Origin of the sequence: Cohnella fermenti, from assembly GCF_004801405.1 — a bacterium.
In the GTDB taxonomy this organism is placed as follows: Bacteria; Bacillota; Bacilli; order Paenibacillales; family Paenibacillaceae; genus Cohnella; species Cohnella fermenti.
The window spans coordinates 43181-67891 of sequence record NZ_SSOB01000012.1; the positions used below are offsets into that span (position 1 = coordinate 43181).

The following is a 24711-nucleotide window of genomic DNA, read 5'->3' on the forward strand; positions in this document are numbered from 1 at the left end:
AAGTCGTCGATTCAGGCTGCCAATTCATTATTGATTCAGCCTGTTTTTGATGTGCACGTTCAAGGAAGGAGTTGCGAGAGATGGCCTTATTTAAAGAATTAAAGAGCAAGCTGTTTATTTTCTTCACCGTTATTCTGTTCCTCAAGGGAGCGCTGGCTTGGTTCGTCGTGTTCGACGACGGCCCCTCCTGGACGACACTGCTGACCGAGATCCCGTTCTTCTGGATTATCTTCTGCTTTATCGAATGGTTCGCGACGAAGAGGAAGATCCTGTACTATATGATCGCCAACTTTCTCATTACGTTGCTCTACTTTGCGGTCTTGATGTACTACAAGTATTACGGCGTTATCGTTACGTATCATGCGCTCAGTCAGGCGGATAAAGTGACGAAGGTCGGAGAGAGCACTTATTCCCTGATGGACCCTTATTATCTTCTGATCTTTATCGATATCATCATCTTCGCTTTCTTCATGTTCAGGCCCAAGAGCATCGCCAAGATGAAGAATATCGGCATGCACCGCACGAATCGCCGCGTTCTGCTCGGAGCGTTCGTTCTGTCGCTGGCCCTGTGCGTCTTCAACATCTGGCCGAATCACGCCAGCATGAACGAGACGAAGAAGGCCGAAGAGATGGGCATCCTCAACTATGAGGTGTACACAATCGTAAGCGACACGACGAAGGAAGAGGAGATCATTCCGAAGGAAGAGATCACCCAGGATGCGATCGACGAGCTGAAGGGGATTGTCCAACCTGCCAATCCGCAATACTTCGGAGCCGACAAGGGCAAGAATCTGATCATCATCCAGATGGAGTCGTTCCAGAACTTCCTGATCGGGCTTACGATCGATGGTCAAGAGGTGACGCCTAACGTCAACAAGCTGGCGGCGGACAACTTCCACTTCGACCAGTTCTTCACGAGCGCCGGAGCGGGCACGACTTCCGATGCCGAGTATACGGTCAATACGTCGCTCTATATTCCGAAGAACGAGCCTGCCATCCAGAACTACGTCAAGAAGGCTCTGCCGAGCTTGCCGAAGCTGCTGGGAGACAACGGATATGCGACCTCTACGTTCCACACGAACGACGTCAGCTTCTGGAACCGCACGGAGCTGTACAAGGCGATCGGCTTCCAGAAGTACTACGACAAGAGCTTCTACGGAGACAATGAAGAGGAGCACGTGGCCTTCGGTGCCAACGACGAAGTTCTGTTCGACAAGACGATCGGCGTCCTGAAGGAGATGGACGAGAGCGAGCAGCCGTTCTATGCGCAGATTCTGACGATGACGGCTCACCATCCGTTCCATCTGCCGGACAGCCTGGCCAAGATGGAGCTGCCGGGAGAGCTTGAAGGAACGCTGATCGGCGATTATATCCGCTCCCAGAACTACGCGGATTACGCCCTCGGTCAGTTCATCGATGAACTGAAGGAGAGCGGGCTGTGGGACGACAGCGTTATTGTTTTCTACGGCGATCACCAAGGGATCAGCAAGTTCCTGATCGACGAGAGCGAGAAGGAGTACTTGAAGGGTCTTCTAGGCAAGGATTACGACTACACCGAAGTGCTGAAAATCCCGCTTATTATGCACGCTCCTGACGTAACGTATCCGAGTGTTGTTCACACGACAGGCGCCCAAATCGACATTCTGCCGACGGTGGCCAACCTGCTCGGCGTGTCGATGGGCGATCAGATCCACTTCGGACAGGATCTGTTAAACCAGCCGTCGAACCTGTTGCCGATGAGGCACTTCCTGCCGACGGGATCGTTCATCAACGATACTCAGTTGTTTATTCCGGGAATCGAGTACAAAGACGGCATCCACTACTCGATCGAGGATAACAGCCAATCCACGAGCCTATCGGACGAGTCGCAGTATCTGAACGCGCTGAAGCTGCTGCAGATGTCGGACAGCTTCGTGAAGCAGTTGCCGGATACCGATCCCTCCGACGCTCCGGTGAGCGGGGCGGACAATGCAAGCACCGAACCTGCAACCGATTCGGAGACGGCAACGGACGATGGAGCCGGGGCAACGACCGAAGTGCCGGCAGAGACGGATGCTCCAGCTTCCTCCGCCTCCGCTTCGGAATCTCCAGCGCAATAAAGAAGCAGTCAACAGCAACGGCGGCACCGGGAATAGCTCCCTGGTGCCGCCGTTGCTGCGTTCGTGGCGGAGCGGAACAGCGGATCGGCTTAGCCCTGCCGGGATTGGGCCAACAGTCTTCGGTAGATGGCCAAGTATCGCTGTGCCATGATGGCCGCGGAGAAGTGATTCTCCACGTATGCCCGCAGTTGCTCCGGAGGGGGATATGCGGCCTTGGCGACCTTGCGGGTCATTTCGCCCGTCGTCCGGCAGACCAGCTCGGGGAAGCCCCCCATCACTTCCGGCACCGCCCCGTTCGGGAAGCAGAGAGGCGGGGTGCCGCATGCCATCGCTTCGATCATAACGAGGCCGAACGGCTCCTCGCAGAGCGTGGGGAAGAGCAGGCATTCGGCATTGCGGAACAGCTCCAGACGTTCGCTTCCCCCGACTTCCCCGACGAATTGAATATTCGGGTTCCTCTGCATGGCAGGGACAATCTCGCTGCGATAATAGTCCATATTATAGGTCGGCCCGGCCATAATGAGCTTGCGGCCGGTTCGCTCCGCGACTTCCAGCGCGTAATGGACTCCTTTGTAAGGCAGAATCGCGCCCATATAGAGAAGATAATCCTGCTTCATCGTCTGCAGAGGATAGTCGGAGAGTTCGATTCCGTTGTAGACAAATTCGCCTTCGCCCTTCCCGTATATATCCATCTGTCTGCGGCTTAGATAGACGGGAGTCTGCACCGGGTTGTAGAGCGGATTATGGATGGAGCTGACGGTCGGTGTGGCGGGCTTCTCTCTGCCGACGACGGACAGTTGGGTATGATCGTGAATAACCTCCACTTCGGCGGGAAGCGTGCGACTCATCAGCTCCGGGATGCGGGACATGTCGTAGCCGTTATGCTCGAAGGGAATAACCGTCGCGTTCGCCCGGCTTCCTCTCGGCGCATACAGATAGACGTCGTGGCCGAGCCGCGCCAACTCTTCGGTCAAGGTGTAGACGACTCGCTCGATGCCGCCGTACTTCGGCGGAGGAAGCGGGAAGTAATCCGGCGCAACAAGCGCGACGGTCAGGGCGGAGGCTGCCCGGACGCGGTCGCGATAGCCGGCGGGCCGGAGAGGGGCATAATGCCGCTCCGTTCGGAACGGCAGTTCGCGATCGACGATCGCGCTCGAGTCGTAGCCTTGGGAGAACAGCTCCGGTCCGGTTATCTTCAACCCCCATTTTCTCGCGAATCGTTCGGCATTCCCCGGGAAATCAGCGTCCTCCCTGAATTGCTTCGAACGGAAGGTGCGGCTTCCGTGATGGTGGATAAAGACGTCTTGGGCCACCCAGAGGATGTTCCCGTTGATCCTCGCTCGCAGGCAGAGATCGTCGTCTTCATAGGTGCCGGGATAGAACGTCTCGTCCAAGCCGCCGACCCGGTCGATCAGGCTTCGGTGCATGACCATGCAGAAGCCGATCAGCCGGTACGGGTAGAAGCCGTCTCCGGCGTGCTCGCCTGCCCATTCCTTCGCAAATTCGCGCATCTCGTCCATGGTCCGGTAAGGAACCGCATCGACTCGTTGGGAGCCCGCCGCATAGTTCGTTCGGGGGCCGACGATGCCGATCCGTGGGTTCTTCTCGAACCAGGCGAGCATGCGGGTCAGCCAGCCGTCGCTGACGACCGTGTCGTTGTTCAGGAGGCAGATATACGTTCCGCTCGCGGCGACGATGCCCTGGTTGCATCCGGCGGCGAAGCCCCGGTTCGACCGATTGAGAATAAGCTTCGCATCCGGAATCGTACGGAGGTAAGCGACGGTGCCGTCCGTCGAGCCGTTGTCGACGAAGACCAACTCGTAATCCTCCGGCGTATGGTCGGCGATGCTCCGTACGCACTCGCGCGTCAAGTCGGACTCGTTGCAGGTAAGAATAATGATGGAGACTAGCGGCGCCATTGTGCCCATGTTCTCTCCTTCCGGATCTGAAGTTGCGGACGTGCCGTTACCCGACATTGTATTCGGCAGGCCGTCCCGGCGTCAGGGACAGCAGGGGAAGGAGGCACCGGTATCGGGCGATCGCCATGACGGGACCATCGCCATCTAACCTCCAACCGCCAACCGCAACCGCAAACACGAACAAATTAATGCTCATGAACCACCGCCCGCGAGCCCGCGAACTATCGTCCACCAACCACCATCCGCGAACGACCGTCTACCAGCAATCATCACCAACCATCGCCCGCTAACTCTCCCCCTCTACGGCATCCAATGCCAGCGGTTTCTTCGCCGACGAAGCGCACGAATGTCAAATTTCACATTCATTCTGCTCGACATCGAACAAGGAGGAGGGAGGAGGGGGAAGCGGGCCATTTGTTTTTCTAAAAAAGGGTGCCTTATCCCATCTGTTCAGGCTATGTATTTCCAGGAATTAGGATACTGATAGGAGGGGATAAGGCACCCTTTTCGAAATAGGGATAGGGACACTATCGGACGGCGGAGCGATATATACAGGGAGGGGGTATCCAGCGGGAGCCTTCACCCGCCTATCGCTTGTAGAAGAAAGAGGTTGACGCTTGACCGGCGGAGAAGGAAATGCGATAATGTACGCGTGTACATAATTAAAGGTGAGGGATTCGAACGATGGCATCGCGCAAAGAAGTGGCCGCACTGGCCGGCGTCTCGGAGGCGACCGTCTCGCGGGTGATGAACAATGTCGGCCCGATTAAGGAGCAGACCCGAAGGAAGGTGCTGGAGGCGGCGGAACGGCTCGGCTACCATCTCAATGCGATCGCTTCGAGCTTCGCGAAGGGGAGAAGCGGGAATGTCGGGGTCGTTCTGCCGCACGTTCCGAAGGTCCGGCTGTTCTCGACGTTCTACTTCTCGGAAATTCTGAGCGGCATCGGCGAGGCGGTTCAGGAAGCGGGCATGGGGCTGTTGCTTCTGTACCGGGAGCCGGGGATGGAATACGATTACTTGAGCTTGTTCCGAACTTCGCGAATCGACGCCTGCCTGGTGCTCGGGGCGACTTCCCTGCCGCAGGAGGAGCGTTCTATCACTCGCATGGCGGAGGCGGAGGTGCCCTTCTATGTGGTCGACCAGCGGTACGAGGACCGGAGAATTCCGTCCGTGCTCGCGGATCACGAGTTGGGAAGCTATCTGGCGGCGAAGCACTTGCTGGACCAGGGACTCCGGCGCATCGGCTTCCTGAACGGGACCGACTATTATTCGAACAGCCGGGACCGCTTGTCGGGCTACCGGAGAGCGCTTCAGGAAGCGGGAATCGCATTCGACGAGACGCTGCTGTTCGAAGGCAATTATAGCCGCAAGAGCGGCATCGAAGCGGCGGCGGCGGTGCTGCGGAGCCTGGATCGGCTGGATGCGGTCGCCTGCTCGAACGATCGGATGGCGATCGGCTTGATTCAGGGGATCAAGGAGGCAGGGATAGCGGTGCCCGGGCGCTTGCCGGTTATCGGGTATGACGATTCCGATGCGGCGGCGTTTATCGATCCGCCCCTGTCGACGGTTAGGGTGCCGTTCTATGAGATGGGCAGGCTTGCGGCGGAGCAGGTCATGCAAGAGCTTGCCCGGGAATCCGCAGAGGGCGAGCCGGACGGCGGCGGGGATCGCGTGCGAATGCTGCCGACCTCGCTTGCGATTCGCCAGTCAAGTTTAACGACCAAAGGAGAGCTGAACAGATGAGAAGAGCACTGATCTTATGGGGCGGATGGGACGGTCACCAGCCGAAGGAAGTGGCGGAGATTTTCAAAAATGTGCTGGAGCGGGAGAACTTCGAAGTGGAAGTGTCGGATACGCTTGAAGCATTCGCGGACGGCGAGAAGCTGAAGGAGCTTGATCTGATCGTTCCGGTCTGGACGATGGGACGAATCGAGCAGGCGTGGGTGAACAACGTCTCGGAAGCGGTTCAGGCGGGAGTCGGTCTCGCGGGCTGTCACGGGGGGATGTGCGACTCCTTCCGCGAGAATGTCGATTGGCAGTTCATGACCGGCGGCCAGTGGGTCGCTCATCCGGGCAACGACGGGGTGGAGTATACGGTCAACGTCAAGGCGGGGTCGAGTCCCTTGACCGACGGGATCGAGGACTTCGAGGTGAAGAGCGAGCAGTACTATCTGCACGTTGATCCGGCCGTCGAGGTGCTGGCGACGACGCGGTTCCCGGTGGTTCCGGGGCCCCATTCGCTCAACAAGGCGGTCGATATGCCGGTCGCCTGGACGAAGCGGTGGGGAGTCGGCCGGGTGTACTACAATTCGCTCGGGCATCAGGCGAACATCGTCGATATGCCGGTCGTGACCGAGCTGATGCGCCGGGGATTCCTCTGGTGCGCGGACGGCAAGAAGGCGGCAGCGGGAACGCAAGGCGCGGGCGCGTATACGGGAATGGCGGACAATCAACTTTAAGCGCGGGATGAGGAGAGACAAGCACATGGACAAAATGAAGGTAGGAATCATCGGAACGGGCAATATCAGCGGGATTTACTTAAAGAACGGAAGCCGGTTCGGCTCGATGGAGATCGTGGCCTGTGCCGACCTGGACGTGGAGCGTGCCAAGGTGCGAGCAGCCGAATACGGCATCCGCGGCTGCTCGGTCGAAGAGCTGCTGGCGATGGACGATATCGGCATGGTCATCAACCTGACGATTCCGCAAGCTCACGCGGCCGTCTGCATTCAAGTGCTCGAAGCCGGCAAGCACGTCTACGTGGAGAAGCCGCTGTCGGTTACGGGCGAGGAAGCGAAGCGCATCATGGATACGGCCGAGCGGAAGGGGCTTCGGGTCGGCTGTGCGCCCGACACGTTCCTCGGCGGCGGCATCCAGTCGTGCATCAAGCTGATCGACGAAGGGAAGATCGGCACACCGATCGGGGCGACGGCGTTCATGATGAGCGGCGGCCACGAGAGCTGGCATCCGGACCCGGCGTTCTATTACCGTCGCGGCGGCGGTCCGATGTTCGATATGGGGCCGTACTACTTGACGGCGCTTGTCTCCATGCTCGGACCGGTGTCCCGCGTCACCGGCTCCGCCCGGATCTCCTATCCGGAGCGGACGATCACGAGCCAGCCGAAGGCGGGAGAGAAGGTCGCCGTCGAGGTGCCGACCCACGTGGCGGGCATTCTGGACTTCGCAGCCGGGCCGATCGGCACGATTCTGACCAGCTTCGACACGAAGGGAGGCTCGACGCTTCCGTGGATTGAGGTGTACGGCAGCGAAGGCACCTTGCTCGTTCCCGATCCGAACAACTTCGGCGGCGAGATTCGGCTTCGCCGTGCCGGCGAACGGGAGTGGACCGATCTCCCGCTGACGCACGGGAGCGCGGAGAACGCCCGCGGCATTGGCGCGGCGGATATGGCGAAGGCGATTGTAGAAGGCCGTCCGCACCGGGCAAGCGGAGCGCTGGCGCACCACGTGCTCGAGGCGATGGAAGGCTTCCATATCGCTTCGGAGAACGGCTCGCATTACGCGATGAAGAGCAGTTGCGAGCGTCCCGAGCCGCTGCCGGCTGGACTGGACGACTTCGTGCTGGCATAATTAAATCTGCGGAGCACTCATAAGACGGGAGGCGTACGTGCGGCGGCAGCCGGCGTGCGCTTTCCGTTTTTGCTTGAGCAATGATGCGAAGGAGATTGGAAGCGACATGAGAGTATGGAGAATCGGAATGCTGGCGCTGGCCGCCGTGCTGCTGCTCAGCGGGTGCACGGCCGGGATCAAGACGGGAAGCGCGAATTCGAGCGCCGTCGCCCTCGGCGATAATCAGGTGGAGTGGGCGTTCACCCAAGCCGATCAGCATCCGGAGGAGAAACTGGTCGCCCTGATCGGCGAAGCGAAGGAGACGCTCGATATCGCGATCTACAGCCTGACGTACCCGGCGATCGTGCAGGCGATCAAGGATGCGAAGGCGCGGGGCGTCAGCGTGAGGCTGTTGACGGACCGGATTCAGTCCGGCGGGAAGACGCAGAAGGAAGCGCTCAAGCTGCTCGGCAGCGCGGGAGTTCCGATGAAGATCAACAGCCACAGCGGACTTATGCATCTGAAGATGACGATTGTGGACGGGGAAGCCGCCACGTCGGGCTCGTTCAACTACTCCAAATCCGCGAGCACGACGAACGACGAGATCTTTGTTATTTTCCGCAATGCCGACATCGCCCGTTCCTTCGAGGAGCAATTCGAAGCGATGTGGACGGACGAGAAGCGGTTCGAGACGATTACCCCGACCATCGCGATGGACGAATCGACGGGAAGCACCGGGCAGGCGGAGGAGGACGACGAAGGTGCGGTCGAATCGGCGGCGCCGGCGTCCTGCGCGAATCCGGACATCAAGGGCAACATCAACGCCAAGGGGGAGCGAATCTACCACGTCCCCGGAGGAGCCGGCTATACGCAGACCGATCCGGAGCAGATGTTCTGCACGGAGCAGGAGGCGGAAGCGGCGGGGTTCCGGAAGGCGCTGCGATAATGATGCCGCGCCCTCCCGGCGGCGGTCCGTCAAGGCCGCAAGTGCGTACGGTACTGGCTGGGCGGAAGCTTGTAACGGGAGCGGAAGGTACGGCAGAAGTAAGGATAGCTCTGGAACCCGCAAGCGTCCGCGATCTCTTCCAGGGGAGAGTTCGTGTGGAGAATCCGCTCGGCGGCAATCGCCAGCCGAACCTCCACCGCATAGCGAATGATGGATACCGAGAAGGTCGTCTTGAACAGATGCACGGCGGTGGACACGCTGACCTCGAAGCGGCTTGCGATGTCGCCCAGCGTCAGCCGCTCCGTCGCGTGCTGTTCGATGAACCTCTTGATGCGATAGGGCAGGAACTTCTCGTTCGGCGCAGCGCCTTCCGCCAGAAGTTTCACGGTTCGTTCGAGGGTGAGGCAGAGAGATTTGAACAGGTATTCCTTCAACTCGTCGTTGTCTTCGCGCAGATTGCGCTGCTCTTCGACCAGGCGGTTCCATAGGAGCAGAATGTCTTCGCTTAGCGGAATTTTGATTTTGCTTGGGATGCCGCAGCGTCCCAGCCAGCGAATGGCCCATTCTCCGGAGCACGCCATGAAGTAATCGGCGCTCTCCCGGTCGGGCGCGGCGTCGATGAACAGCTGGTAGCTCTCCTGCGGCCTCGAGAGGATCAAGTCCCCCGGCTCGAGGTCGAACGGCTTGTCGTTGACCGTCGCCTTGCATCTCCCTTTGACCTGCAGACGAATCAGCATAATTTCGGGCTCCCGCTTGCCCAGAGTAGAGAAAGGCTGATGATGAACGGAATACCCCACCATGTGAATGTTTAACGAATGCCCTGTCATCTCAACAACCTACCTCCTGCTGCGCCTGGTGCTGCCTCTCCTTTTTTCCACCTTCTACGTAATATTATTTTGCCAGATAAGTCAATCCCCATCAGATCGGATATTCAATCGGAAGTCTGCGGAGAGTAAGCTTGATACCAAGCCTAATGGGGGAGGACATGCTATGAGAAACAAGATTTCCGTTCAATTGTATACGCTGCGGGAAGCGTGCGCGGCTGATTTCCCCGGTGTGCTCCGCGAGCTTGCGAGCGTCGGCTACAGCGCCGTTCAATTCGCCGGATTCCACGGGTACGATCCGCAGCTTCTGCGGTCCGTGCTGGAGGAGACGGGGCTGAAGGTATCCGGTCTTCACTACGGCGGAGCGGAATTGCTCGATGATCCGGAGCGCGTGATCGGGGAAGCGAAGCTGTTCGGAACGCCGGACATCGTATGTGCCGGGATCGGTCCCGAATATCGCAACGAAGAAGGATATCGCACGATCAAGCGTCGGTTCAACGAGCTGGCGGAGCGCGTAAGCAGCGAAGGGTTGCGAATCAGCTACCACAATCATGCGTTCGAATTCGAGACGGAGGTAGACGGGAAGGACGGTCTCTCTTACTTGATCGCACCGGAAGCGGACAACCTTCTCCTGGCCGAACCGGACGTGTACTGGCTGAAGAAGGGAGGACGGGAACCGGTCGAATTCCTCTCGGGGTTAGAAGGCCGAGTGCCTATCCTTCATATGAAGGACATGACGGATGACGAGGAGCGGACGTATGCCGAGGTCGGGACGGGAATCATCGACTTCGAATCGATTGTTCGCTGGGGGGAAGCGTCCGGCGTCGAATGGTACGTCGTGGAGCAGGACTCGTGCAAGACGAATCCGCTGGACTGCGTCAAGACAAGCTATAAGAACTTGGTCCGAGTGATGGAGAAGATCGAGGGGAACGGGGAGGAAGCGCATTGAGTACAGTCGGGAATGAAGGCAAGGCCGGGGATAAAGTCAAAGTCGGCATTATCGGAACGGGGAACATCAGCGGCATCTACCTCCAGAATGGGCAAAGATTCGATTCGATGGAGGTCGTCGCCTGCGCGGATCTGGACGTGGAGCGCGCTCGGGCCAGGGGCGAGGAGTTCGGCATTCGCGGATGTTCGGTCGAGGAATTGCTGGCGGACCCGGACATTCGGATGGTCATCAATCTGACCATCCCTCAAGCGCATGCGCCGGTCGCCCTGCAAGCGTTGGAAGCGGGCAAACACGTCTATACGGAGAAGCCGCTGGCCGCGACGCGCGAGGAAGGTCTTCAGGTGCTCGAGGCGGCTCGCAGCAGAGGCCTTCTTGTGGGCGGTGCGCCGGACACCTTCCTGGGCGGCGGGATTCAGACCTGCATTAAGCTGATCGAAGACGGCGCCATCGGAACGCCGATCGGTGCAACCGCCTTCATGATGGGCAGAGGACCGGAGGCATGGCATCCGAACCCGGACTTCTTCTATCAGCACGGCGGCGGGCCGCTGTTCGACATGGGGCCTTATTACTTGACGGCGCTTATCGCGCTGCTCGGTCCTATCAAGAGAGCGGCGGGTTCGGCGAGAATTACGTTCCCCGAGCGGATCGCCACAAGCGAGAAGCTGTATGGGAAAAAAATCCCGGTCGAGACCCCGACGCATATCGCGAGTGTGCTGGACTTCGAATCCGGCCCGATCGCGACGCTGCTCACCAGCTTCGATATTAACGGCGGCTCCGTTCTGCCCCGTATCGAACTGTACGGAAGCGAAGGTACGCTGCTCGTGCCGGACCCGAATACGTTCGATGGTCCCGTGAAGCTGCGGCGGGCCGGCGAAGAGGCGTGGTCGGAGGTTCCGCTTACCCACGGCAAGACGGAGAACGCCCGCGGCATCGGAGCGGCGGACATGGCGCAGGCGATTCGGACGGGACGCCCCCATCGCGCAAGCGGAGAGCTGGCTTACCACGTGCTCGACGCGATGTACGGCATTCTCGATTCATCCGCAGCCGGCGCCCACTATTCGATGAGAAGCACCTGCCCGAAGCCGGCGGCATTCCCGACGGGGCTGGCAGACGGCGAATTGGACGGATAACTGGCGAGCGCGAGATAGTTGCGATAGACGGAAGACGAGCCAGGCCCGCAGCGGGCCCGGCTTTCTCACGTGTTGCAACCCCAGGAACCCTAGCAGACCCGTCGAACCCACTGAACCCACTGAACCCACTGAACCCACTGAACCCACTGAACCCACTGAACCCACTGAACCCACTGAACCCACTGAACCCACTGAACCCACTGAACCCACTGAACCCATCGAACCTAGCGAACCTAGCGAACCCGGCGAACCTAGCGAACCCCGCTAAATCCGCCGAATTGCTAACCTTTCGCCTCGCCGAAGTAACCAAATCCATCATACTCACCAAATCCATCATACTCACCAAATCCATCATACTCACCATACCCGCCGCCTCCGCCGAGCGCCAGAACCCTCTCCGAGCCCCCCGTCCCCCGGATTTTATATGAAAAATCACATTGGCACTCTCCGAAAACGGGCACTTTGCCCGATTATATGTGAAAAATAGCGTACATGGAGAAAATTCCGGCCCAAAATGTCGCATATATGCTAAAAACCACATAAAACGCCGCTGTCGCCCCCGATCCAGACCGACGAATGTGAAAAACCATATAAACCGCCAAAGACAAACCGCCAAAGACAAACCGCCAAAGCCAGCAGCCGCGGCGGGAAAGCGGTCCGAAGGCGAGAAGGCTATCTCATGATTATCCCCTGATTATGGACTTGCCCCGGGGCGATGCCTATAATAGAACTGCCTTAGCACGCCCCGAGAGCACACGCCCGAGAACCCGAGAAGGAGATACCATGAAACTTCGTTCCCGCACCTACTTTACCCGACTGCTTATCTTCAGTCTGCTTCTGGGCACGATTCCCGTGGCGCTGGTCGGCATGATCTCTTACTTCAAGTCCTCTTCCATCGTTCAGGATAAAGTGAATCAGAGCAGCATGGAGGCGCTGCAGCAGACCCAGCTCCGCGTGGAGCAGATGCTGAAGACGATCGACCACTCGGTTACCCAATTGATCAGCTCCCCGATCGTCGTCAGCGCGATGGAGCTTCCTTATTCCGCCGACTACTATCGAACTTACAATGAGCTGTACCAGAGCATGATTCGCAGCCAGACGTTCGAATTGACGGTCAGCAACATGACGGTCGTCAATCTGATCGGCGGATGGGGCGTGGACAACAACAATATTTTCACCATGTCCGACCTGAACGACCCGGATCGGCTTCTTCATTATGAGAGCATTCCGGTCTTCTCCGCGTGGGTCACCGACGAAGAGAACGAGCCGCCGAGCATCAGCCTGGTCAAGAAGATTCCGCTCAATTCGCTGAAGGCTCGGGGGCTGGCGGTGGTGACCGTCTCGGAAGCTGAGCTGGCCAAGCTGCTGCCTTCGGATCTTCATCTGGGGAGCATTCTGATCCTCGACGGCGACAACCGTCTGTTGACGTATGGCGGCAACGAGCCGGCGAACGAAGAGGACCTGCTGGAGCGGCTGACCGGACGTCCCGGCGGAGAAGGCCAATTCGACATGCTCGTTGACGGAGCAAAACTGAGTGTGATCAAGCGTCAGTCCAGCTACAACGGCTGGACCTACTTGTCGATTATTCCGATTAAGGAGATGACCCGGGATTCCCGTTCCATCGGCTGGGTGACGCTGGCGGTCTGCTTCCTGATGATGCTCGCTACGGCGGCGCTCGCGCTGTTCGGCTCCCGCTCCTTCTATCAGCCTGTCCGCCGGTTGGTGCGGGCGATCGGAGGGCCGTCCGGCCTCTCTTCCGATCATACGGCGAGGGACGAGTTCGCGCTGATCGAATCCCGGCTGCAGTCGATGCTTCAGACGGAATCGCGTCTGTCGGCCCAGGTGGTCGGGCAGGCGAGGGAGCTGAAGTCGTTCCTCGTGCTCAAGCTGCTGCGCGGCGAGGAGAAGGAGGAAGGGCAGCTTGCTCAGAAGCTGCAGGAGTTCGGCTTCCCGGCGGATTGGCGCTGGCATGCCGCCCTTGCCGTTCAGATCGATTCGCTGGAGGGGACGCGCTACAGCGAACGCGATGTCGATCTGCTGCTGTTCGCCGTCGCGAATATCGCCGGAGAACTGATTCCGGCGGAGGAGCGTCTCGATCCGGTGCTTATGGATCAATCCTCGATCACGCTAATCGGCGGGACGGAGCGGACGGAGCCGGAGCGCCGGGCCCGATTGCTGAATGCCGCCGAGCGTATTCAAGAGTCGGTAAGGCGATACTTGGACATCCCGATCAGCATCGGGATCAGCCGGTCGAGGCCGAGCCTCCTCGCCGCTCCGGTATCGGCCGAGGAAGCGCTGGAGGCGCTCCGCTACCGAATCCGGATCGGCCCCGAATCCGTTCTCTTCATCGAGGACGTCGCCCCCGGAGAAGGAACAAGAAGCGGATTCCCGCACCGAACGGTCAAGGAGCTGTGCGATGCCGTCCGATTGACGGACGGAGCCCAGAGCCGCGAGCTGCTCGGACAGAGCATCGAGCTGATTTTCCGCGAGCAGGCCGACTGGCGGCAGTATCATCTGTCTCTGATTCGGCTGTACACGATGCTGACGGAGATCATGCAATCCGACTCCGCTCCGTCCGCCGAAGCCTCGTCGGACCCGGAGAAGCAATTGTTCCAGAGGCTGCTCGAGCTGAATTCGCAGGAAGAGATCCGGCAATGGTTCGAGGAGACGGTGCTGAACCCGATTCTGTCGAAGCTGGAGCAGCAGCGCAAGTCGCATGCGCAGCTTGTGGCCGGTCAATTGGCCGCGATGATTCACGCCGGCTACGATACGGAGATTACGCTGGAGGCTTGCGCGGCGCAATTGAATTATCATCCCAACCATCTTGGCCCGCTGTTCGGCAGAGAGATGGGAATCAGCTTCAGCGAATATCTGCAGCAATATCGGCTGAAGATCGCGAAGCAATGGCTGGTGGAGACGGACATGAGAGTCGGCGAGATCGCCGAGAGGCTGACCTACACCAATTCGCAGAACTTCATCCGGTTCTTCCGCAAGGCGGAGGACATGACGCCCGGACAATACCGGGAGCGGCACCGGCGCGACTGAGGGAATACGGCAAGGATGGAATCGGACAAGGATGGCGAGCCGCTATGCGGGCTCGCTTTTTGTTTGGAATGCCGCAGCATAAGCTTTCCGTCCTCCTTCGCTGCGAAGCCGATGAAGTCGCCGGAGCCGCCGCCGGATACCGCCCGCCGGATGCCGCCGGATACCGCCCGCCGGATGCCGCCAGATGCCGCCAGATGCCGCCGCGCCGATACCGCCGGATGCCGCCTCATACCGGGATTTATGTGAAATTTCACATTCGTGCAGCACAATAACGGGCAGATTGGACGATTCTATGCGAAAAACCACATACATTACGGCAATTCCACCGGGAAATCCCATATGTATGCGAAAAATCGCATAAAACGCCTCGATTGCCCCGATTCCAAGCCGACGAATGTGAAAAAACGCATAAATTCGCGCATGGCCCTGACATCGAGCCACCGACATCGAGCCACCGACATCGAGCCACCGATACCGAGCCACAGCCAACAAGCGACCGGCATCAAGCCCCCCCTGCCTGATGATTGCGAGGCAAGTGCCGATGATTATAGGTCCCTTATGCCACTTGACGGAGCGGGCGCGGCGCTTCCCGGAGCGCAGAATACGCGCTGATGATTATGGCTCGATTATAGACGGGGCCTTGCCCGCCGTTTATCGTTAGAGCCATGAAACAGCAAAGCAAAGGTGGAGTACGAACATGAATCAACTGAACGGGAGCTTATCCGGCTTATCCATGCAGGCTCCGATTCCGGCATCCCGCAGGCGAAGAACGCTGCGAAGGCTGGCAAGGGACAAATGGCTGTACCTCATGCTGCTCCCCGGCGTCCTGTATTTTGTCCTCTTTAAATACGCGCCGATGTGGGGGCTGTTGATCTCCTTCCAGGATTATCAGCCGTATCTCGGGTTCGGCGGCAGCGACTGGGTCGGCTTCAAACACTTCGAACGGTTGTTTAACGACCCGCTGTTCTGGAGATTGCTCAAGAATACGCTTGTTCTCGCGCTCTACAATATCGTCTTCTTCTTCCCGGCGCCGATCCTGCTGGCCCTGATGCTTAACGAGATTCGCAAGGAAGGCTTCAAGCGGGCCATGCAGACGATGATCTACGTGCCCCACTTCGTATCGTGGGTCGTTGTGGTCGGCATCGCGTACACATTCCTGACGACGGACGGCGGCGTGGTGAACGAGGCGATCGCAGCGATTGGCGGCGAGAAAATCGGTTTCCTGACAAGCGCCGATTGGTTCCGGTCGATCATTACGCTCGAAGTGATGTGGAAGGAGACGGGCTGGGGAACGATCATCTTCCTCGCGGCGCTGGCTGGAGTCGATCCCCAGCAGTACGAGGCGGCGCGGATGGACGGCGCGAGCCGGCTGCGCCAATTGTGGCACGTGACGCTTCCGGCGATCCGCTCCACCATCGTGATTCTGTTTATCCTCCGGCTCGGCACGTTTCTCGATACGGGGTTCGAGCAGATTTTCCTCATGATCAATTCCTTAAACCGCGAGGTGGGCGAAGTGTTCGATACTTACGTCTATACGGCGGGCATTACGCAAGGGCAGTTCAGCTTCAGCACGGCGGTCGGCCTGTTCAAGTCCGTGATCGGCTGCATTCTCGTCGTCGGCGCCAACCGGCTGGCCCGCAAATTCGGAGAGGAAGGGGTGTATTGATCGTGGCGAACGAACGGAATTGGCGTTATCGGCTGTTCAACACCGTCAACGCGACGCTGCTGGCCGTCATCTCGGCGGCGATGGTTCTTCCCTTCCTCTACGTGGTGCTCATCTCCTTCGCAACCGATAAGGAGGTACTCTCCAACAGCTTCCTGCTGGTGCCGACCCGCTTCTCGCTCGAGGGGTATCGCTACATCTTCTCGACCCCGGTGCTGCTGCACAGCCTGGGCGTTACGGTCGGCGTCACCGTCGTCGGCACGCTGGTCAATCTCTTCATGACGGTGCTGACGGCCTACCCGCTGGCGCATAAGGAATTGATGGCTCGCCGGCCGCTTATGATGCTGATTACGTTTACGATGATTTTCAACGCGGGGATTGTTCCTACGTTCCTGATCGTCAAGTCGCTTCATCTGACGAATACGTTCGGAGCGCTTATTATTCCTTCCGCCATCAGTGCATTTAATCTGATTGTGGTCAAGAACTTCTTCCAGCAGCTTCCGGACGGTCTCGAGGAGTCGGCGAAGATTGACGGCGCCAGCGACCCGGGCATTCTGATGCGTATCGTCATTCCTCTGTCCATGCCGGTTATCGCGACGTTCTCGCTTTTCTACGCCGTGGGTCATTGGAATACGTTCCTCAGCGCCATTCTGTACATCAACGATTCGGACAAGTGGCCGATTCAAGTTCTGTTGCGCCAGATCGTAATTCTGTCGGAGATCGGCCTCTCCGATATGAGCGACTCGCCGCCGCCGCCTTCCAAGATCATCAACATGGCGGTTATCGTGTTCTCGACGGCCCCGATTCTCGTGTTCTATCCGTTCCTGCAGAAGTATTTCGCCAAGGGCGTTCTGCTCGGGTCCGTGAAGGGGTAACCTTACATCCGAATTCCGGTTAGAGGATGGGCCTGCCCGTCTTTTAATAGATCATTCTCAATCATTGGGGGAGGAAAAAACAACATGATCGCATCGACGAAAAAAATGGTGATGACCGGGGCTGCGGCCCTGCTGGCGGCAACGGCGCTGACCGCTTGCGGCAGCGACAATGGGAAGGAGAACACGGCAAGCTCGGGTTCGGGCGGCAAAGGCGTCATGGAGATTACCATGATGAACCAGTACACCTCCACCGAGCCTCCAAGCGAGGACAATCCGATCATCAAGAGGATCGAGGAGTATACGGGCACGAAGCTGAACATTACGTGGGTGCCGGCCACGGCCTACAACGACAAGGTGAACGTGTCCATCGCGTCCAACGACCTGCCGCAGGTGCTCCTGATCCAGGATACGAAGTCGTCTTCCATTATTAACGCGGAACGCTCCGGCATGTTCTGGGAGATCGGCCCGTATCTCAAGGATTATCCGAACCTGAGCAAGTACAACGCCAACGAGCTGGTGCTGAACAATATCTCGGTAGACGGCAAGGTGTACGGGCTGTACCGGGCGAGAGCGCTGGCGCGTCAAGGGATCGCGTTCCGTCAGGATTGGCTGGACAACCTGGGCCTGTCGCAGCCGAAGACGATCGACGAGCTGTACGAGGTCATCAAGGCGTTCGCGCTGAACGACCCGGACGGCAACGGCAAGCAGGACACGTTCGGCCTGGTCGAGGCGGAGGATTCGGGCAGCGGGGCGGGCGCAGTCGGCCTCATCGGCTTCCAGAACATCGCTGCGTACTTCGGCGCGCCGAACCAATGGGAGATTCAAGACGGCAAGGCCGTTCCGGAATTCATGACGCCGGAGAACATGGAAGCGATGAAGTTCTACAAGAAGCTGTACGACGAGAAGCTCATCAACCAGGACTTCGCGGCGACGAAGCAGAGCAAGCAGCAGGAGCTGTTCTATCAAGGCAAGGCCGGCATGCTGTTCCCGACGCTGGACTTCGTTATTACGGGCGGCAACGAATTGCGGAAGGCCAACCCGGACGCCAAGATCGATATCGTCAGCCGCATCGAAGGACCCGAGGGCGAGCGCGTCTTCGCGACGACCGGCTACAGCGGCATGTTCGTCTTCCCGAAGGCGACTGTGAAGACCGAAGACGAGCTGAAGGCGCTGCTCTCGTACTTCGACAAGATCGTCGACGACGACATGATGTATACGTGGACATGGGGCATCGAAGGCATTCACTTCGAGAAGGACGCCTCCGGCGAACCGGCGATCAGCGACCAGACGGCTTACACGAACCAGGTCTCTCCGCTTAAGCAGCTCCCGAGCTATGACGGCGCGCTGATGATCTGGAAGGGCAAGGGCGAGGCCGACAACAAGTTCCGCACGATGATGCAGGAGAACGAAGCGATCGCCGTCTCCAATCCGGTCGAGCCGCTGATCTCCCAGACGGCGGTGGAGAAGGGGACCGAGCTGAACAAGATCATTACCGATGCCCGCGTGAAGTTTATTACCGGAGCGCTCGACGAGGCCGAGTACAACAAGGAAGTCGAGAAGTGGAGAGCGCAAGGCGGCGACCAGATCATTCAGGAGTACACGCAGCTCTATGCCGAGCTGGCCGGCAACTGATGGCCGGCGGCAGTGCGATGACGGGCGGCTGAGGGAATGAATGGAGTTGGCACGATGACAGGCAGCATGAAGCAATTGATGGAGGCAGTGCGATGACGGGCAACATGAAGCAAGTGACGGAGGCAGTGCGATGACGGGCAACATGAAGCAAGTGACGGAGGCAGTGCGATGAAGGACATCTTGAAGCAATATGCATTTGATCTGCGCGGGAGCCTCGCGCCCAAGGAGCATATCTGGGTGAGCAGCGGGTACAGCACGACCGCCCCTCTTCGCAACACGGTGATGGGAGTTCGCGGCTGTTACGCGCCTCCCTTCTCCGCGAAGGACCTGCAATTGGACATTCGGCTGACGGCCGACGGCCACAGCATCGGGGATACCGGCAACTTGGGCAAGGGAGATTGCGGCTTGCTGTATGCCGAGGAGACCTGGCAGCCCGATCGCATCCTGCGCCGGGGAACCTACCACCACTTCGCGGGCGACCGGCTGATCTCGCTGAGCGTAACGAGCGAGCTGGTGCCGCTGTACGGGCACCATGGCTTCCTGCTCCAAGCGACCGTCCGCAATCGCAGCGGGAGAGATGCGGCCGTGGCCGTTGTCCCGCAGGTGGCGGCGGGACATCCCGCCTGGGTGAGCTACGACGAGTGGGACTACGGCTGGCCGGAGACGAAGGCGGAGGCGGCACGACCGCTGCCTCCTGCGGAGGGAGACGCCGATTCGGCCGGTCATCCGGCCTGCCCGGCTCGCCCGGCTTGGGAGAACTCGCAGGCGCGGGTTACGCTCATCCGGGAAGGCGCGAGCGAGGCGGTGCTGAAGGACGGCGAGCAGATGACCGTTCGCTTCGGCGTCATGCTCACCCGCTCCGGCGTTCCGTTCCGCGAGGAAGCCGCGCTGGCGCAATGGGATCGGCGGACCCGGGAGATCTGGGTGCGAAGGGCGGAGCAAGCCCGTCTTCGCCTGCCTTCCTTGACTTCGGATATTCCCGGACTGGAGGAGTACTATCGTCGTTCCGTGCTTAGCGGACTTGTCTGTCTGTGGGACAATCCGGAGTTCGCGATGCAGCCGTTCCCCGTCGTGTCCGGCATCGAAGGCGCCGGCATCTGCTGTTACCCGTGGGATATCGGCGGCTATGCGGCCAAGCTGGCGGGAATGCTGCTCGGAAGGGACAAGAGCCTGGAGCTGGCGCGGCTGATGGCGGCGAGCGGCGTCGATCGCCACTCGCGGTTCGCTCCGAGCGGCAAGGGGGCCAACGTTCCTTATTCCTACAGCCTGTGGTCCTTCGTTCACCTCGTCTGGTCGACCGTGCTGCTGCATGGAGGGGGCGAGGACCTGTACCCGGTCATGAAGGAGTTGGTGCTGCAGGACGATCGCCGCTTGCCGGAATGGAACGATCTGCTCGATTACGGCGAGCAGCCGAACCTGCTGGAGATGCGCGGAGCGGGCTACGAGCACATCGTGGCCAGCCCCAACGCCGAGCGGGCGTGGAGCTACGAACGGCTGTCCGAGTTCGCGGAGCATCTGGGCGCCGCAGAAGAGCCGGCCTCCGATTGGAGCGAGAAGGCGTTGCGGATTCGGGAAGCGATCCGCCGCCACCTCTGGGATGAAGAGAAAGGCTGGTTCAAGGCGCTGTACCCGGGCGGTCACGAGGAGACGATCTACTCGATCCAATACTTCGATGCGCTGCGCTTCGGCGCGTGCGACGAGAGCATGACGGAGAGCATGCTGAAGCAGGTCAGGGACGGCGCGTTCCTGGGGCCGTACGGCGTCAGCAGCGTCTCGGCGGAAGACGAGCTGCACTATGAGCAGAACGATCCGGACTGGTCCGGCGGCGGCTCCTATACGGGAGACGGACCGATGCTTGCGCTGACGCTGTGGGAGCAGGGCCGGGGCGAAGAGGCCTGGGACGTGCTGAAGCGGTTCCTGTGGATGGGGCGCCATCTTCCCTACTACCCGCAAGAGCATTATTGCGATCGGCCGGCCGTGCCTCCGCACAAGCGGGCCAATGTCATCGCCGGTCTGTCGGGAGCGGAGGCACTGCTCTTCGGCATGGCGGGTATTCAGCCGGAACTGGACGGAACGCTGTGGATTCATCCGCACCCGCCCGAGGAAGGGACCGTTCGCATCGAAGGCTTCCGGTTCCGCGGGCATACCGTGGACATCGTTATGAGTCCGGGGCGCTGCGAGATCGTCTGCGACGGTGTCGGCGTTTATGAAGGCATTCCGACGAGAGTGAAGGTCGGCCGGTTCCCTCCGTCAGCGGAGCGGGAAGCGGGCGAGAAGGAGGGAGCAGAGTGAACGGCTCACGAAGCGGACAAGACGGGGCGAACTCAGCGAGCACAGAGAACTTCGACTACGACGTTATTGTGGCCGGAGCGGGGGTCGGCGGCATCAGCGCCGCCCTTGCCGCAGCCAGGTTGTCGCGCCGGGTGCTGCTTATCGAGCAGGCGGACCAGGTGGGCGGGACCGGAGTCTTCTCCAGCGTCTCGCTCATCTGCCAGTTCCGGGACAGCACCGGGCGGCCGATCAATGACGGCATTCACCGCGAGCTGTTCCCTGCGGCCTATACGCACTACAACGAACAGCTCGTGCCGACGTACGACGAGCGGGACCTGGCGGCCGCGTACAGAAGGCTGATCGACGCCGAACCCGGCTTAACCGTATGGACCGGTTGCTTCGTCGCCGGAGCGGATCTGGAGGACGGGCGCATCGCCCGCCTCCATCTGGGAGGCAGCCGCACGGGAACGGCGACCGCAGCCGTGTACCTGGATGCGACGGCGGACGGCAATCTCGCCGCGTTGGCCGGCCTGCGCTTCCAGAAGGGACGGGAGAGCGACGGCAAGCTGCAATCGGCCACCGTTACGTTCAAGGTCAGCGGCATCGACCGCTCCCTGCTCCAGCAGCCGGATATCCGGCGCTGGTCGGCCATTCATTCGCTGCGCCGCGAGCTTCTTCCTTATTATCAGACGCTTAAGGAAGCGGGAGGAACGCTTAATCCGCGTCCGGGCATCACCTGCTTCCCTTACCCCGACGGCGAGGCGTTGCTGTTCAACTCCACCTCCGTGCTGAATGTCGATCCGACTCGGCCGGACACCGTGGCCCGGGGCATGGAGGAAGGAATCAAGCAGGCGCAGGAGCTGTTCGCGGCGATCCGGCAGCATCCGGCATTCCGGAACGCAACGCTCGACTATACGGCGCCGAAGCTGGGCATTCGCGAGGGCCGGCGAATCGTCGGCGAGTACGAGCTGACGGCCGGCGATTGCCTCGGCGCCCGGAAGTTCGAGGACATGGTCGCCGCCTGCGCTTATTCGCTCGACATTCACAACCCGGACGGGGGAGCGTCAAGGCTGGAGCCCATTCCGGCCCCCGGCTATTATCATATCCCCTACCGTTCGCTCATTCCGCAAGGCTGCGCCAATCTGCTGCTGAGCTCCCGCTGCATCAGCGGCTCGCACGAAGCGCACAGCTCCTACCGGATCATGGCTTCGGTCAGCGCGATCGGGGAAGCCGCCGGCACGGCGGCCGCCATCGCCTCATTCCGGAAGCTGGACGACGTCCGCAAGGTGGAGGCCAAGCAGATTCGATTTGTTCTCCAACTGCGAGGCCAATTCACGGAGGGCGACGTGGAGCGCATCGAGCTTCCCGTCTAGCCTGCCGCTAATCATCGATCCGACCGCAAGAAGACCCGGCTGCCCGATGAAGGGAGCCGGGTCTTGCCGATACCAACCACAACCACAACCACAACCACCATAGCCGCTGCAGCCACGACAGCCGCCACCGTCGCCATCTCGCACCGCCGCCGCCGTCACATCCGCCCAAGTCGCCCAAGCCCCCAGACACAACAAATATATGTGAAAATTCACATTCGAGCACCGCGATAGCGCGCAGTTTGGGTGATTTTATGTGAAAAACAGCATACACAGAGAAGATTCCGTCCCGTTTTTCCGCATATATGCTAAAAATCACATAAAACGCCGCGATTCCCGCCGATCCGAGCCTACGAATGTGAAATTTCACATAAAATCGCAAAAATCACCAGGATCACCAGGCCGGGGCGGGGGTTAGCGGAGAAACGAGCATCTCCGGGAGCTTCTCTTGGAGCTTCCCCGGCGTCATGGAGACGCCGCAGGCGTGTTCGCTTGGTTCTTCGTGGTGCGCCGAAGACAGTTCTGTATGGCTCGTGGCATCCCGAAGGCATGTTCGCTTGGTCGTGGCGCCGAAGGCCACGGTATTCCGAAGGCGATTCCATAGCTTATGGCACGCCGATACCGCTCAGAGCTTCGCCATTCTCGGCATCGACAGCCTGGCGATCTCGAGCATCTGGTCCGTCATGTACTTGGCCGAGTAGCGGAAGCCGGAGTTCACCCAGTAGGCGATCAAGCCGAGAATGGAGTACACGTTCTGATTGATGTAGATCTCGCGGTCGATGTGGGCGGGGACCCGGGGGAACAGCAAGTCGTACTCCTGGGTGAAAATCGTCCGAATCGCCTCCAGCAGCTTCTCCTGGAACCCCAGATTGTCCCGCTTGAGCAGCAGCGCGAATGCGCTCTCGTTCTCGCCAATGTACTGGAAGATCCGCACGGTCGAGGGAGTCAACTGCCCGAGGTCGTAACGCTTCCTGTCGTTCTCGTAAGGCTCCTTGAAGGCCGACAGGAACCCGCCGATCACTTCCTCGACCAGCTCGTCGAGCAAGTCCTCTTTATATTGGTAGTGCGCGTAGAAGGTCGCTCGCGAATAGCCCGCCCGCGATACGATCTCGCTGATGGTGATCTCTCGCAGCTCCTTCTCCCTCAGCAGCTCGACCAACGCGTTTTTGAGCGCTTTTCTCGTTCGAATGACGCCGTTATTCATTCTCCGTTCACCCCGAGCATCTTCGCCGTTAATGTATGAATTTAAGCTGGAACCAGACAGATTCGCCGCGAATGTAAGGACTTTGACAAAGGCCGCCGACTTGTCAATTGAAGCTTCCGGCCACGATTCTATAATGAAGGTGTGTCCCAAATACGAACGGGTGGCGGGCGGAACGAAGCCGTCCATCCTTAATTGCAAAGGAGTCTTGCATAATGAAGCTTCAAGGCAAAACAGCCGTTGTTACCGGAGCCGGTTCCGGCATGGGCAAGGCGATTGCGCTGCTGTTCGCGCAGGAAGGCGCCAAGGTCGTCGCGGCCGACATCAATCAAGCGGGCGTCGATGCCGTCGTTGCCGAGATTCGGGAGAAGGGCGGCGAAGCGACGGCGGCGGCCGTCAACGTCTCGAGGAAGGACGACGTCGAAGCGATGATTCGCACGGCGGCCGACACTTATGGTTCCCTGGACGTCCTCGTGAACAACGCGGGCGTCATGGACAACTTCACGCCGGTCGGCGACGTGTCGGACGAGCTGTGGGAGCGCCTGATCGGCATCAATCTGACCGGACCGTTCCTGGCCTGCCGCGCGGCGATCAACATCATGAAGGATCAACCAGGCGGCGGCGTCATCGTCAACAACGCTTCCGTCGGCGGCTTGTTCGGCACTCGCGGCGGCGCCGCTTATATTGCCTCGAAGCACGGCTTGGTCGGCTTGACCAAGAACATCGCCGCCACTTACGGACGCGAAGGCGGGAACATCCGTGCCAACGCCATTGCTCCGGGGGGCGTGAACACGAATATTCAATCGACCATTACGGCGCCTCACCCGCTCGGAGCCGCAGCGCTTGCCGATGCCGGACCAGGCAAGATAGCCGATCCGATGGAGATCGCTCGGGTCGCCCTGTTCCTGGCCTCCGACGACTCCAGCTTTGTCAACGGCGACGTAATCAAGGCCGACGGCGGTTGGACCGCACGTTAATTCATTATACCAAATCGAATAGGAGGAGGGGAGAAGGTGCAGAACGGCCGGCAATGGTCTGGATACCCCCTCCCTGTATTTTTGCCGCGCTGGCTGACACTGCCCCTATCCCTTTTCGCCAATGGGTGCCTTATCCCTTCCAATCAGTATCCTAATTTCTGGAAAAAAATACGCAGCACCTGAACAGCAGGGATAAGGCACCCTTTTGAGAATAAGAGATGCAACATGCGGCGGCCCCCCCCTAGG

19 protein-coding genes are annotated in these 24711 nt (G+C 59.7%); 15 read left to right on the forward strand and 4 right to left on the reverse strand.

Features of this window, described 5'->3' with window-relative positions; all coding sequences use genetic code 11:
* The first annotated feature begins 80 nt into the window (after positions 1-80).
* Entirely contained in the window at positions 81-2099 is a 2019-nt protein-coding gene (locus tag E6C55_RS11105) for an LTA synthase family protein (RefSeq protein WP_136369864.1), read from the forward strand.
* A gap of 89 nt (positions 2100-2188) precedes the next feature.
* Here the strand turns inward: E6C55_RS11105 and E6C55_RS11110 are convergent, their stop codons facing one another.
* Positions 2189-4027 (reverse strand): glycosyltransferase, encoded by a 1839-nt coding sequence (locus E6C55_RS11110; RefSeq protein ID WP_136369865.1) that lies wholly within the window; start codon positions 4025-4027, stop codon positions 2189-2191.
* Positions 4028-4702: 675 nt separating this feature from the next.
* On the opposite strand from E6C55_RS11110, the gene E6C55_RS11115 reads away from it, so the two are divergent.
* From E6C55_RS11115 to E6C55_RS11130, 4 genes are all read left to right on the forward strand, one after another.
* The gene (locus E6C55_RS11115) at positions 4703-5761 is read left to right on the forward strand and encodes a LacI family DNA-binding transcriptional regulator (RefSeq protein WP_136369866.1); all 1059 of its coding nucleotides are present in this window, start codon (positions 4703-4705) and stop codon (positions 5759-5761) included.
* On the forward strand, positions 5758-6477 hold the full coding sequence (locus E6C55_RS11120; RefSeq protein ID WP_136369867.1) for a ThuA domain-containing protein: 720 nt from the start codon (positions 5758-5760) through the stop codon (positions 6475-6477). The genes E6C55_RS11115 and E6C55_RS11120 overlap by 4 nt, the downstream gene beginning before the upstream one ends.
* A 25-nt stretch (positions 6478-6502) precedes the next feature.
* Positions 6503-7603 (forward strand): Gfo/Idh/MocA family protein, encoded by a 1101-nt coding sequence (locus E6C55_RS11125; protein ID WP_136369868.1) that lies wholly within the window; start codon positions 6503-6505, stop codon positions 7601-7603.
* A gap of 106 nt (positions 7604-7709) precedes the next feature.
* The gene (locus E6C55_RS11130) at positions 7710-8528 is read left to right on the forward strand and encodes a phospholipase D-like domain-containing protein (RefSeq protein ID WP_136369869.1); all 819 of its coding nucleotides are present in this window, start codon (positions 7710-7712) and stop codon (positions 8526-8528) included.
* A gap of 29 nt (positions 8529-8557) precedes the next feature.
* Here the strand turns inward: E6C55_RS11130 and E6C55_RS11135 are convergent, their stop codons facing one another.
* Entirely contained in the window at positions 8558-9355 is a 798-nt protein-coding gene (locus tag E6C55_RS11135) for an AraC family transcriptional regulator (protein ID WP_136369870.1), read from the reverse strand.
* Between the two features lie 163 nt (positions 9356-9518).
* On the opposite strand from E6C55_RS11135, the gene E6C55_RS11140 reads away from it, so the two are divergent.
* From E6C55_RS11140 to E6C55_RS11155, 4 genes are all read left to right on the forward strand, one after another.
* Positions 9519-10301, forward strand: coding sequence for a sugar phosphate isomerase/epimerase family protein (locus E6C55_RS11140; RefSeq protein ID WP_136369871.1), 783 nt, complete (start codon positions 9519-9521; stop codon positions 10299-10301).
* Entirely contained in the window at positions 10298-11431 is a 1134-nt protein-coding gene (locus tag E6C55_RS11145) for a Gfo/Idh/MocA family protein (RefSeq protein ID WP_136369872.1), read from the forward strand. The genes E6C55_RS11140 and E6C55_RS11145 overlap by 4 nt, the downstream gene beginning before the upstream one ends.
* Before the next feature lie 23 nt (positions 11432-11454).
* Positions 11455-11859, forward strand: a complete 405-nt coding sequence (locus tag E6C55_RS35375; RefSeq protein WP_407923717.1) for a hypothetical protein — start codon at positions 11455-11457, stop codon at positions 11857-11859.
* A 355-nt stretch (positions 11860-12214) separates the two neighbouring features.
* Positions 12215-14476, forward strand: a complete 2262-nt coding sequence (locus E6C55_RS11155; protein ID WP_168735588.1) for a helix-turn-helix domain-containing protein — start codon at positions 12215-12217, stop codon at positions 14474-14476.
* Positions 14477-14518: 42 nt separating this feature from the next.
* Here the strand turns inward: E6C55_RS11155 and E6C55_RS11160 are convergent, their stop codons facing one another.
* The gene (locus E6C55_RS11160) at positions 14519-14968 is read right to left on the reverse strand and encodes a hypothetical protein (protein ID WP_136369874.1); all 450 of its coding nucleotides are present in this window, start codon (positions 14966-14968) and stop codon (positions 14519-14521) included.
* A 241-nt stretch (positions 14969-15209) separates the two neighbouring features.
* Here E6C55_RS11160 and E6C55_RS11165 point away from each other — a divergent pair, with 241 nt between their 5' ends.
* From E6C55_RS11165 to E6C55_RS11185, 5 genes are all read left to right on the forward strand, one after another.
* A complete protein-coding gene (locus tag E6C55_RS11165; protein WP_211093569.1) occupies positions 15210-16142 on the forward strand; it encodes an ABC transporter permease in 933 nt (310 codons plus the stop codon).
* A 2-nt stretch (positions 16143-16144) separates the two neighbouring features.
* Positions 16145-17014, forward strand: coding sequence for a carbohydrate ABC transporter permease (locus E6C55_RS11170; RefSeq protein ID WP_230986647.1), 870 nt, complete (start codon positions 16145-16147; stop codon positions 17012-17014).
* An 84-nt stretch (positions 17015-17098) separates the two neighbouring features.
* Complete coding sequence (locus tag E6C55_RS11175) at positions 17099-18646, forward strand: extracellular solute-binding protein (RefSeq protein ID WP_136369876.1); 1548 nt, start codon at positions 17099-17101, stop codon at positions 18644-18646.
* Positions 18647-18814: 168 nt separating this feature from the next.
* Positions 18815-20938: an MGH1-like glycoside hydrolase domain-containing protein gene (locus E6C55_RS11180; RefSeq protein ID WP_136369877.1), complete on the forward strand. Its 2124-nt coding sequence runs from the start codon at positions 18815-18817 to the stop codon at positions 20936-20938.
* A complete protein-coding gene (locus E6C55_RS11185; protein ID WP_136369878.1) occupies positions 20935-22290 on the forward strand; it encodes an FAD-dependent oxidoreductase in 1356 nt (451 codons plus the stop codon). Before E6C55_RS11180 ends, E6C55_RS11185 begins: the two co-directional genes overlap by 4 nt.
* 622 nt (positions 22291-22912) lie before the next feature.
* On the opposite strand, the gene E6C55_RS11190 is transcribed toward E6C55_RS11185, so the two are convergent.
* Positions 22913-23491 carry a TetR/AcrR family transcriptional regulator gene (locus tag E6C55_RS11190; protein WP_168735589.1) on the reverse strand — a complete coding sequence of 193 codons (579 nt, stop codon included), beginning with the start codon at positions 23489-23491 and terminating at the stop codon, positions 22913-22915.
* Positions 23492-23703: 212 nt separating this feature from the next.
* Between E6C55_RS11190 and E6C55_RS11195 the strand changes: the two genes are divergently transcribed.
* Positions 23704-24465: a glucose 1-dehydrogenase gene (locus tag E6C55_RS11195; RefSeq protein WP_136369880.1), complete on the forward strand. Its 762-nt coding sequence runs from the start codon at positions 23704-23706 to the stop codon at positions 24463-24465.
* Positions 24466-24711 lie beyond the last annotated feature (246 nt).

What these genes read in the sequence shown, in the direction of transcription:
- E6C55_RS11180 (WP_136369877.1), top strand. Translation starts at nt 18,815, where the DNA reads ATGAAGGACATCTTGAAGCAATATGCATTTGATCTGCGCGGGAGCCTC.
- E6C55_RS11110 (WP_136369865.1), bottom strand. Translation starts at nt 4,027, where the DNA reads ATGGGCACAATGGCGCCGCTAGTCTCCATCATTATTCTTACCTGCAAC.
- E6C55_RS11120 (WP_136369867.1), top strand. Translation starts at nt 5,758, where the DNA reads ATGAGAAGAGCACTGATCTTATGGGGCGGATGGGACGGTCACCAGCCG.
- E6C55_RS11130 (WP_136369869.1), top strand. Translation starts at nt 7,710, where the DNA reads ATGAGAGTATGGAGAATCGGAATGCTGGCGCTGGCCGCCGTGCTGCTG.
- E6C55_RS11125 (WP_136369868.1), top strand. Translation starts at nt 6,503, where the DNA reads ATGGACAAAATGAAGGTAGGAATCATCGGAACGGGCAATATCAGCGGG.
- E6C55_RS11155 (WP_168735588.1), top strand. Translation starts at nt 12,215, where the DNA reads ATGAAACTTCGTTCCCGCACCTACTTTACCCGACTGCTTATCTTCAGT.
- E6C55_RS11165 (WP_211093569.1), top strand. Translation starts at nt 15,210, where the DNA reads ATGCAGGCTCCGATTCCGGCATCCCGCAGGCGAAGAACGCTGCGAAGG.
- E6C55_RS11195 (WP_136369880.1), top strand. Translation starts at nt 23,704, where the DNA reads ATGAAGCTTCAAGGCAAAACAGCCGTTGTTACCGGAGCCGGTTCCGGC.
- E6C55_RS11190 (WP_168735589.1), bottom strand. Translation starts at nt 23,491, where the DNA reads ATGAATAACGGCGTCATTCGAACGAGAAAAGCGCTCAAAAACGCGTTG.
- E6C55_RS11135 (WP_136369870.1), bottom strand. Translation starts at nt 9,355, where the DNA reads ATGACAGGGCATTCGTTAAACATTCACATGGTGGGGTATTCCGTTCAT.
- E6C55_RS11175 (WP_136369876.1), top strand. Translation starts at nt 17,099, where the DNA reads ATGATCGCATCGACGAAAAAAATGGTGATGACCGGGGCTGCGGCCCTG.
- E6C55_RS11115 (WP_136369866.1), top strand. Translation starts at nt 4,703, where the DNA reads ATGGCATCGCGCAAAGAAGTGGCCGCACTGGCCGGCGTCTCGGAGGCG.
- E6C55_RS11105 (WP_136369864.1), top strand. Translation starts at nt 81, where the DNA reads ATGGCCTTATTTAAAGAATTAAAGAGCAAGCTGTTTATTTTCTTCACC.
- E6C55_RS11140 (WP_136369871.1), top strand. Translation starts at nt 9,519, where the DNA reads ATGAGAAACAAGATTTCCGTTCAATTGTATACGCTGCGGGAAGCGTGC.